Raw genomic sequence first — 10,294 nt, 5'->3', positions numbered from 1 at the left:
GATGGGGCCGTAGGAGCGGCGTGAGCCGCGATCGGACTTTCACGGGAAAGCGTCATCGCGGCTCACGCCGCTCCTACGGGGGGCTTGCAGGCAGGATTGGGCCGCCGGCCGATGCGGCGGTTGCCGGGCAATCCGCTGGCGCGTCAGCTCACCCAGCTCAGCACCACCTTGCCGGCCTTGCCCGATTCCATCAGGTCGAAGCCTTGCTGGAACTCGTCGATCGGCAACTGGTGGGTCAGCACCTTGCCGAGCGGGAAGCCCGACAGCACGAGCTGCGTCATCTTGTACCAGGTCTCGTACATCTTGCGGCCGTAGATGCCGTGGATGGTGAGGCCCTTGAAGATGATCTTGTCCCAGTCGGCGCCGGCGCCCTTGGGCATGATGCCAAGCATCGCGATCTTGCCGCCGTGGTACATGCAGTCGAGCATGTCGTTGAACGCGCGCGGGTTGCCGCTCATCTCCAGGCCGACGTCGAAGCCCTCCATGTGCAGGTCGGCCATCACCTCCTTCAGCGAGGTGTTGGCGACGTTGACGACGCGGGTCGCCCCCATGTCGGCGGCGAGCTTGAGCCGGTAGTCGTTGACGTCGGTGACCACCACGTTGCGTGCGCCGATGTACTTGCAGATGCCGGCGGCGATGATGCCGATCGGCCCTGCGCCGGTGATCAGCACGTCCTCGCCGACGACGTCGAATTCCAGCGCGCAATGGGCGGCGTTGCCGTACGGATCGAAGAACGCGGCCAGTTCGCTGGGGATCTGGTCCGGGATCGGCCACAGGTTGCTGGCCGGCATCACGATGTACTCGGCGAACGCGCCATTGCGGTTCACGCCGATGCCGATCGTGTTCGGGCACAGGTGCTGGCGGCCGGCGCGGCAGTTGCGGCAGTGGCCGCAGACGATGTGGCCCTCGGCGGAGACACGCTGGCCGATCCGGTAGCCGGTCACGCCCGGTCCGATCTCGACGACGCGGCCGACGAACTCGTGGCCGATCACCAGTCCCGGCTTGATCGTGCGCTGGCTCCACTCGTCCCACAGGTAGATGTGCAGGTCGGTGCCGCAGATCGCGGTCTTCTCCAGTTTGACCAGGACCTCGTTCGGGCCCGGCGACGGTACCGGCACCTCTTCCAGCCAGATGCCTTTGCCGGCTTCGCGTTTGACCAGTGCCTTCATCGTTTGCGTCATGGGTGTCGCCGGGGCGGTGGGAGAGGGCGGCAATTATACGCCCGGCCCCGCGCCGCTCCTGCGGGGGAGTGCCGGCCATGCAGCCGCGCCGTGGCGGGCGTCTTGCCGTTCGTGGCCATTGGGAAGTACCGGTTTGCCGCCGGTTGCGGAGTTCGCCTATCGTCCCGGACTTCCCGCCGGATGAACGGACCGACCATGCGCCACCGTCTGCTGCTGCCCGCCCTCGCATATGCCCTGATCGCCGCCGGCGCGACGCCCGCTTGCGCGGACGAGGGCATGTGGATGCCGTCGCAGCTGCCCGATATCGCCGGGCAGATGAAAGCGGCCGGCTTCGAAGGCCGGCCCGAAGCGCTGAGCGAGCTGGCGCAGCCGCCGATGAACGCCGTAGTCAAGGTTGGAGGCGGCAGCGGCGCGTTCGTGTCCGCGGACGGTCTGGTGCTGACCAATCATCATGTCGCATTCGGAGTCATTCAATACAACAGCACGTCCGGGCGCGATCTGATCGCGGACGGCTTCGTCGCCGCCGATCGCGCTGCCGAGCTGCCCGCCAATCCCGACTACCGGGTGCTGGTGACGACCGGTTTCGAGCGCATCACCGACAGGGTCCTCGCTGCCGCTGGCGGCAAGCGCGGGCGCGCCTACTTCGATGCCGTCGACGCCGCCGGCAAGACGGCGGTGGCCGAGTGCGAGCAGGCGCCGGCGCAGCGCTGCAGCATCGCCAACATGTACTACGGCAGCGATTTCTACCTCGTCCGACAGCTCGAACTGCGCGACATCCGTCTGGTCTACGCGCCGCCGGGCAGCATCGGCAACTATGGCGGGGAGGTCGACAATTTCATGTGGCCGCGCCACAGCGGCGACTTCACCCTGTTGCGCGCCTACGTCGGCCCGGACGGCCGCCCGGCCGATCATTCGCCCGGCAACGTGCCGTTCAAGCCGCCGGCGCATCTGCAGATGTCGACCCGCAACGTGAAGCAGGGCGACTACGCGATGCTGGCCGGCTACCCGGGGATCACCTTCCGGCACAGGATGGCGTCGGAATTCGCAGGTCAGGTCGAATGGCAGCTGCCGTCGCGCATCGCGCTGTACCGGCGGATGATCGAGGTGATCGAACGCGCGGGCGCCAGCGACGCCGAGGCGCGGGTGCGCTACGCCTCGCAGCTGCGCGGTCTGCTCAACGGCCTCAAGCGCGCGCAAGGCGAGCTCGACGGCCTGCGGCGCAGCGATGCGGTCTCCGTCCGCCGTGCCGACGAGACGGCGATGCTGGCCTGGCTCGACGGCCGGGCGGACGCCGATGCCATCCGCGCCGACATCGCCGCGGCACAGGCGGTGCTCGACGAGGTCGCCGCGACCCGCGACCGCGATCAGCTGGTGGCGCAGATCCTGCGCCAGACGCAGCTGCTGCGTGCGGCGGTGACGGTGCAACGGCTCGCGCTCGAGCGGGACAAGCCCGGCGCCGAACGCGAGTCCGGCTATCAGCAGCGCGATGAGGCGTTGATCGAGGGCCAGTTGCGCCAGGTGCAGCGCCGGTACGCGCCGTCGGTCGAGCAGGCGCTGCTGACCGATCTCGTCCTGCAGTATCTGACGTTGCCGGCCGACCAGCACCTGCCCGAGTTCGACGCGGTGTTCGGCACCTCCCCGGAGCAGGTGCGTGCATCGGTCGGCGCGCTGTATGCCGGCACCGCGTTGGGCGACGAGGAGGTCCGTGTCGCGGCGATGCAGGCCGATCGCGATGCACTGGCCGCATCGCAGGATCCATTGCTGCGGGCCGCCGCGCGGCTGATGCCGGCACTGCTGCGCCTGGAGGACGCGTTCAAGACCCACGAGGGCGAGCTGCTGCGCCTGCGTCCGGCCTACATGCGTGCCTTGACCGGCTTCCGCGAAGCCAATGGCCAGGCGGTGTACCCGGATGCGAATTCGACGCTGCGGGTCAGCTACGGCCGGATCAGCACGCTCGATCCACGCGACGGCGTTCGCTATCGGCCGTTGACCACGGTGCAGGGCATCGTCGAGAAACACACCGGCGAGGAGCCGTTCGACGCGCCGCGGCCGCTGCTCGAGGCGATCGCCCGGGGCGATTTCGGCAGCACCGCCGAGCCGAGCCTGGACACCCAGACCGTCAACTTCATGACCAACCTGGACACCACCGGCGGCAACTCCGGTTCGCCGGTGCTGGACGCCGAGGGAAGGCTGATCGGCCTGAACTTCGACAGCAACTGGGAGGCCGTCAGCGCAAGCTGGATGTACGACCCGCGCTACAAGCGCGCGATCCACGTCGACATGCGCTACCTGCGCTGGCTGATGTCCAAGGTCTATCCGGCCCCCCACCTGCTGGAGGAGATGCGGCTGCCGGCCGAATAGGCGCGCGGCCATCTCCCGGCCTGCCGGGCGATGGCCAGCGCCCGGTGGTGCGGGCGGGAAACGCGCCAGCATCGGCACGTCGGGTCCGTTTCCGAATTGTTATAATGTAACAATTCCAAAGCGGATGGTGCGCGATGAAGTCTGCCGGGCTCTACCTGCTCGATGCTTCGGCGATCGGCCTGTCGGGGCTGTGCCTGCTGCATTGCATCGCGTTGCCGGTGCTGGCGGCCTTTTTGCCGATGCTCGCGATCTGGTCCAAGGCGGCGTGGGTGCATCTGCTGCTCGTCGTGCTCGCGGCCCCGCTTGCCGCCGCCGGATTCTGGCGGTCGCACCGGTTGCGGCCGTTGCCATGGGCGTTGTGGGGATTGGCGATGGCCGGGCTGGCCGCATTGCTGGCCGGCGCACTCGGCTGGACCGACGAGAACCGGGAGACGTCCTTCACCGTGGCCGGCAGCATGTCGCTGGCAAGCGCGCACCTCTGGAACTGGTGCCGGCGTCATCGGATCGACATCGATGCCGGCGCCTGAAAGAGCCGGGCCCGCGCCCGGATCGACCATCACCGAGCTAGACTCGCCGATCGACTTCGTAGGGAGATGCATCAGATGCGTTATTCGACTCTAGCGATGGCCGCGACACTGTTCGTTGCCTGCGCAGCCGCCGGAGAGGCCCGTGCGGGCGAAGGCATGTGGGTGCCGCAGCAGTTGCCGGAGATCGCCAAGCCGCTGCGCAAGGCAGGACTGAAGCTCGACCCCGAGCAGCTGGCCGACCTGACCGGCGACCCGATGGGCGCGGTGGTGTCGCTGGGTGGCTGCACCGCGAGTTTCGTGTCCCCGCAGGGCCTGGTGGTGACCAACCATCACTGCGCGTATGGGGCGATCCAGCTCAACTCGACGCCGGAAAGCAACCTGATGCAGGACGGTTTCAATGCGGCGACGCGCGGCGAGGAAGTCTCCGCCGGGCCGAACGCGCGGATCTATGCGCTGGATTCGATCCGTGATGTCACCGCGCAGGTGAAAACCGCGATCGAAGCCGCTCCGGACGCGCTCGGCCGTACCCGCGCGCTGGAAACCGTCGAGAAGCAGCTGGTCGCCGACTGCGAGGCCGAGGACGGCTACCGCTGCCGTCTCTACAGCTTCGCCGGCGGCAACACGTATCGCCTGTTCCGCAACCTCGAGATCCGCGACGTGCGCCTGGTCTACGCGCCGCCGGGCAGTGTCGGCAACTATGGGGGCGAGGTCGACAACTGGATGTGGCCGCGCCACACCGGCGACTTTTCGTTCTACCGCGCCTACGTCGGCAAGGACGGCAAGCCCGCCGCCTACGCCGAGGACAATGTTCCATACCAGCCGAAGCACTGGCTGAAGATCGCCGATCGCCCGCTCGAGGCCGGCGACTTCGTGATGGTGGCCGGTTACCCGGGGCGTACCGCACGTTATGCGCTCGCCGAGGAGTTCGACGAAACCGCAAACTGGACCTATCCGACCGTCGGCCGGCACTACCGGAACCTGGTCGCGCTGGTCGAGGCCGCCGGCAAGCAGGACCCGGAAATCGCGGTGAAGTACGCCAGCACCGTGCGCGGCTGGCAGAACGCGATGAAGAACTACGATGGCCAGCTTGAAGGCTTCCGCCGCATCGATGCCACCGCGACCAAGCATGCCGAGGAAACGGCGGTGCTGGAGTGGCTGCGCGGACGGGGCGAGGCGGGCAGGGCGGCACTGGAGGCCCACGCGCGACTGGTGGAGCTCGACGAGCAGGCGCGTGCCCATCGCGAGCGCGACCTGGTGTTCGGCCAGCTGCGCCATACCGGCGCGATCGGCGCCGCGGTCCAGCTCTACCGTCTGTCGATCGAGCGCGCGAAGCCCGATGCCGAGCGCGAGCCTGGCTACCAGGAGCGCGACCTGCCGGCGTTCGAGGGCGGTTTGCAGCAGATGGAGCGCCGCTACGACCCGAAGATGGACCGCGAGCTGCAGGCCTACTGGCTGCGCGAGTACCTGAAGCTGCCGCAGACGCAACGCGTGGCGGTGGTCGACGAGTGGCTCGGCGGCAACGATCAGGCGGCCATCGACAAGGCACTCGACACGCTGGCCAGGACCGACCTGGGCGTCACCGAGATCCGCCTCAACCTGATGAAGTCCGACCGTGCCGCGTTCGAGAAGAGCCGCGATCCGGCGATCCGGTTCGCGGTCGCGATCATGCCGACCCTGCTCGCGCTGGAGGAGGAGGGCAAGGCACGAGCCGGTGACGCGCTGCTGGCACGCCCGCTGTACCTGCAGGCGGTTGCCGACTACAGGAAGAGCAAGGGTGGATTCGTCTATCCGGACGCCAATTCCTCGCTGCGGATCACCTTCGGCAACGTGATGAGCTATACCAAGGCCGACGGCAGCGTGCAGGCGCCGTTCACCCGGCTGGAGGAGGTCGCTGCCAAGGCCACCGGCGAGGCGCCGTTCGACGCGCCGCAGGCGCTGCTCGATGCGGTCGCGGCCAAGAATTACGGCGGCCTGACCGACCGGGAGCTGGGCACCGTGCCGGTCAACTTCATGGCCGATCTCGACATCACCGGCGGCAATTCCGGTTCGCCGGCGATGGACGCGCATGGCCGCTTGGTCGGACTGGTGTTCGACATGAACTGGGAAAGCGTCAGCTCGAACTGGGTGTTCGATCCGGCGATGACGCGGGTGATCGGCGTCGATCAGCGTTACATGCGCTGGATCATGCAGGAGGTGTTCCCGGCACCGCAGGTGCTGGCTGAGCTGGGCGTGCCGGAGAAGGACTGAAGCTCCTCATGTCGCCGGATACGCGAACGGGCCGGCACTGCCGGCCCGTTCGCGGCAGCGGAAATCCGTTCGCCCCGGGATCGGACCCCGGGGTCGCAGATGAAGTATCCGTCGGAGTAGTTGCGCGTGGCCTTGCCCCAGCTCTCGCGGTTGCCGTCGCAGCGGATCGTGCTGTAGCCGACCAACTGCCCTGCGTCGTCGAAGTAATAGTAGAACTGCCCGGGCCCGGTTCTGTGACCGTTGCCAATACCGTTCGTTCGAACCGTGCGTTCGGTAGCGGGCGTGTGGCCGGGCGCTTGGAAAGGGGCGCGGATGCTCCCCGGTGATTCTCGCCAAGAAAGGCGCCATGCGCTGGAAGCGGAAGTGTTCGACCGCCAACCATCGGTGTTGGACGTCGCCTCAAGGCAAGAATCAAGGGCCTTCCCCGACACACCTCCATCGCAAACGGATAAAGCTCCGGGATTTTTCGATTCGCCATCCATGGCTCGGTCGAAAAACGGCGCGTATCCATGCGCGCCGCCCTCCGGGTCTACAGTCGACACAGGCTGTCGGAGCGACGCAGCCGTCCCGGCGGGCGTCAGGAGCGGACGGTTTTGGTTCCTTTTGCCGAGACAAAAGGAACCCGCCGAAGGCGGAAGCCTTTGATCGTGGCTTCAGGGCGAAGGAGCCGTGCGATGGCCCGGGTCATGTCGCTGGCGTGGCGGCACTACCGCATTCACGAAGCGTCCGAGGACGCCGGCAGCGAGTAGTCGAACGTGTAGAAATGCCTGCCGTCGACGATGTCGATCGCGATGCGGCCGCGCAGGCCGGCCAGTTGGCCGTCGCCGGAATCGGGTACCACGGTCAGCGTCAGGGTTGGCGCGCCGCGGTCCATCGTGCCGCTGTGCTGGGTTACGAAGCTGCCCGGGCGGCCTTCGAGCGAGCCTTCGATCCGCTCGATCGCGACATAGGCGGCCGAACCTTCGACCGCAGTGCCGACGGCGAGCATCTGGACCACGCCGGTCGCGTCCAGCGGGCCATGGAAACGCTTGTCGAAGCGCACATGGCGCACCGCGATGTCGCCGCCGAGTTCGAGCATGCCCTGCGGTGTCGCGCTGACCTCGAATTCGCCCTTGATCTGCCTGTTCACGCCATGCGCTCCGATCGGTTGTCCAGTTGGGGATGGCATCTTCGCCCGGCCGGCGGCGGTTTCCAACGCAACTGTTGCGTCGCAGCACCAATCTGCTAGCCTCGTCGGCATCGCGGATTCCCATGCCAGCCGGCCCCGTTTCCCGACCGAAGGTACGTCCAGGCTCCGAGCCTCGGCCGTATCGACCGACCTGCAGGCCCTGCCACAGGTCCAGCCGCTCCCCGACCGGGCGGTCTCTTCCATCGAGCGTGCCGGCTGCATGCGTTCCGCGGGTCCTTCCACCCACTGGAGCATGCAATGAAAGTCCTGGCCTGCGATGGCATCCACGAAGACGGCCTCAACCTGTTCCGCGATGCGGGATGGGAGGTCGAAATCGCCCCCGAACCGATCAAGGATCCCGAAGCCCTGGCCGACAAACTGGCCGGTTTCGATGCGGTACTGGTCCGCTCGGCGACCAAGATTCCGGTCGCGGCACTGGCGAAGGCGGAGAAGCTGAAGGTGATCGGCCGCGCCGGCGCCGGTGTCGACACCATCGACGTCGACGCCGCCACCGCACGTGGCATCGCGGTGATGAACGCGCCCGACGGCAACACCCTGGCGGCCGCCGAGCATGCGATCTCGCTGCTGTTCGCGCTGGCCCGCCACATTCCGCGCGCCGACGCCGGAATGAAGGCTGGCGAGTGGCCGAAGGCCGGCCTCACCGGCTTTGAGCTGGAGGGCAAGAAGCTGGGCGTGATCGGCCTGGGCCGGATCGGCGGAACCGTCGCGCGCAAGGCCGCCGGCATCGGCATGGAGGTCGCCGCGCACGACCCGTTCCTGCCCGCCGGTGCCGCCGCCAAGGGCAGCGTGCCGTTGAAGGGGCTGGACGAGCTGCTGGCGTGGGCCGACATCGTCACCCTGCACATCCCGCGCACCAAGGAGACCACCAACCTGCTGTCGGAAGCGCGGATGCGTGCGATGAAGAGGGGCGCCTACCTGATCAATGCCGCCCGCGGCGGCCTGGTCGACGAGGCCGCGCTGATCCGGTTGCTCGACGAGGGCCATCTGGCCGGCGCCGCGCTGGACACCTTCGCCACCGAACCGCTGCAGGCCGATTCGCCGTTGCGCGGCCACCCGCGGCTGATCCTGACACCGCACCTGGGCGCGTCGACCAGCGAGGCGCAACAGGCGGTCAGCACGATCCTGGCGCGCCAGATCATCGACTTCACCGCCACCGGCGCGGTCGCCGGCTGCGTCAACCTGCCGCCGCTGACCGCCGAGGCCGCGCGCGAGGTCGGGCCGTGGATGCCGCTGATGTCCGCGCTGGGCCGTCTCGCCGCACGCCTGGTGCCGGCACCGACCCGGCTGCACGTGACCTACGCCGGTCGCACCGAAGGCCTGGATACGCGACCGCTGACCCGTTTGCTGGTGGCGGCGCTGATGGGCACCGCGTCGGGCAGGGTCACCCCGGTCAACGCACTGCACGAAGCCGCGGCGCGTGGCCTGACGGTGGCCGAGACTGTCGGCGGCGACGGCGACGGCTTCGACCGCCTGCTGCGGGTGCGGATCGAGAACGGCGAGCGCGCCCGCGAGGTCGAGGCGACCCTGCACCGGGGGCCCCGGGTCGTGCGCCTGGACGGGGTCGAGATCGAATTCGACCCGCTCGCGCCGGTTCTGCTGATGCGCAACGAGGACCGTCCCGGCATGATCGGCACGGTCGGCTCGAAGCTGGGCGCGGCCGGCGTCAACATCGTCAACTTCGCGCTCGGTGCGGCCGGCGACGGCCAGGCGCGTGCGGCGATCACCGTCGACCGCGCGGTCACCGACGCCGAGCTGGCGGAGTTGCGCGCGGTTCCCGGCGTCCTGTCCCTCCACCAGGTCTGAGCACGGGAGCCGATCGATGCGAGTACTGTTAGCCCGCCACGGCGAGACGCCGTGGAACGCCGAGGGCCGCTACCAGGGCCAGGAAGACATTCCGCTGTCGCCGATCGGTGAAGCACAGGCGCGTGCGCTGGGCGAACGCCTGCACGCGGTGCCGATCGCCCGCGCGGTGGCGTCGCCGTTGTCGCGCGCCCGCACCACCGCCGAACTCGCGCTCGGTGATCGCGCCGGCCTGCTGGCCACCGATGCGGGATTGATGGAGATCGGCCACGGCGAATGGGAGGGCCTGCTCGCCAGCGAGATCCGCGAGCGGGATCCCGAGCGCCTGCGCGCCTGGCGCGAGGCGCCGGAGACCGTGCTGATGCCGGGCGAGGGCGGCGAATCGCTGCAGCAGGTGTTCGACCGTGCCTGGCCGGCGCTGCAGCGCGCCGGCGAGGGACTCGCCAGCGACGAGACCCTGCTGGTGGTCGCCCACGACGCGGTCAACCGGGTGATTCTCTGTCATCTGCTCGGGATTCCGTTCCGCCGGCTGTGGACGTTCCGGCAGGCGCCGACCACGCTGAACCTGCTCGAGGGCGACCGGGTCGAGACCCTCGACGTGGTCCGCCTCAACGACTGCGGCCACCACACCGCGCTGTTCGGCGAAGCGGTGCACCGGGCGCTGTAAGAGCGGTTCACCGTTCCCGATGCGAAACGGCCGCCATGAAGCCCATGGCGGCCGTCCGGTTCACGGCGGTCCGGCTCAGGGCAAATTGCAGAACAGCTGGCCGTTGGCGACCGGGTGGGAGGTGCGGGTGCCGGTGTAGCTGAAGACGCCGTCGCAGCTGACCTGGTAGGTGCCGACGACGTTGCCGTTGTCGTCCAGATAGACGCCCAGCTCGCCATTGCGCGGCTTGGCGATGGCGACGCCTGCGACGATGGCGGCGGCCAGGCCCAGGCCGATGATCCACTTGCTACGCGGTTGCATGCGCATCCTGCTTCTCCTTGGT

At 68.5% G+C, this 10,294-nt stretch carries 9 protein-coding genes; 5 read left to right on the top strand and 4 right to left on the bottom strand.

All coding sequences use genetic code 11. From position 1 onward, the window contains the following. Positions 1-143 precede the first annotated feature (143 nt). Positions 144-1,181, bottom strand: coding sequence for an L-threonine 3-dehydrogenase (gene tdh, locus L3V18_RS05640; RefSeq protein ID WP_237053654.1), 1,038 nt, complete (start codon positions 1,179-1,181; stop codon positions 144-146). 195 nt (positions 1,182-1,376) lie between these two features. On the opposite strand from tdh, the gene L3V18_RS05635 reads away from it, so the two are divergent. The 3 genes from L3V18_RS05635 (at position 1,377) to L3V18_RS05625 (ending at position 6,316) form a co-directional block, all read left to right on the top strand. After that, positions 1,377-3,542: a S46 family peptidase gene (locus L3V18_RS05635; RefSeq protein ID WP_425493472.1), complete on the top strand. Its 2,166-nt coding sequence runs from the start codon at positions 1,377-1,379 to the stop codon at positions 3,540-3,542. Positions 3,543-3,676: 134 nt separating this feature from the next. Then, positions 3,677-4,069, top strand: a complete 393-nt coding sequence (locus tag L3V18_RS05630; protein ID WP_237053652.1) for a MerC domain-containing protein — start codon at positions 3,677-3,679, stop codon at positions 4,067-4,069. Between the two features lie 156 nt (positions 4,070-4,225). Continuing rightward, entirely contained in the window at positions 4,226-6,316 is a 2,091-nt protein-coding gene (locus tag L3V18_RS05625) for a S46 family peptidase (RefSeq protein WP_237053718.1), read from the top strand. On the opposite strand, the gene L3V18_RS19405 is transcribed toward L3V18_RS05625, so the two are convergent. Both L3V18_RS19405 and L3V18_RS05620 read right to left on the bottom strand, forming a co-directional pair. Next, positions 6,238-6,798, bottom strand: a complete 561-nt coding sequence (locus tag L3V18_RS19405; protein WP_425493464.1) for a DUF6289 family protein — start codon at positions 6,796-6,798, stop codon at positions 6,238-6,240. The genes L3V18_RS05625 and L3V18_RS19405 overlap by 79 nt on opposite strands. Positions 6,799-7,031: 233 nt before the next feature. Further along, complete coding sequence (locus L3V18_RS05620; RefSeq protein WP_237053651.1) at positions 7,032-7,445, bottom strand: DUF3224 domain-containing protein; 414 nt, start codon at positions 7,443-7,445, stop codon at positions 7,032-7,034. A gap of 297 nt (positions 7,446-7,742) precedes the next feature. On the opposite strand from L3V18_RS05620, the gene serA reads away from it, so the two are divergent. Then, a complete protein-coding gene (gene serA / locus L3V18_RS05615) occupies positions 7,743-9,308 on the top strand; it encodes a phosphoglycerate dehydrogenase (protein WP_237053650.1) in 1,566 nt (521 codons plus the stop codon). A gap of 16 nt (positions 9,309-9,324) precedes the next feature. Next, complete coding sequence (locus L3V18_RS05610; protein ID WP_237053649.1) at positions 9,325-9,972, top strand: histidine phosphatase family protein; 648 nt, start codon at positions 9,325-9,327, stop codon at positions 9,970-9,972. Between the two features lie 75 nt (positions 9,973-10,047). Here the strand turns inward: L3V18_RS05610 and L3V18_RS05605 are convergent, their stop codons facing one another. Then, the gene (locus tag L3V18_RS05605) at positions 10,048-10,272 is read right to left on the bottom strand and encodes a DUF6289 family protein (RefSeq protein WP_237053648.1); all 225 of its coding nucleotides are present in this window, start codon (positions 10,270-10,272) and stop codon (positions 10,048-10,050) included. Positions 10,273-10,294: the final 22 nt, after the last annotated feature.

It is taken from the genome of Marilutibacter chinensis (assembly GCF_021725675.1).
Taxonomy (GTDB): Bacteria; Pseudomonadota; Gammaproteobacteria; order Xanthomonadales; family Xanthomonadaceae; genus Marilutibacter; species Marilutibacter chinensis.
The sequence above is the reverse complement of the archived record's forward strand: the minus strand, read 5'-3'. Positions and strand labels throughout refer to the sequence as shown.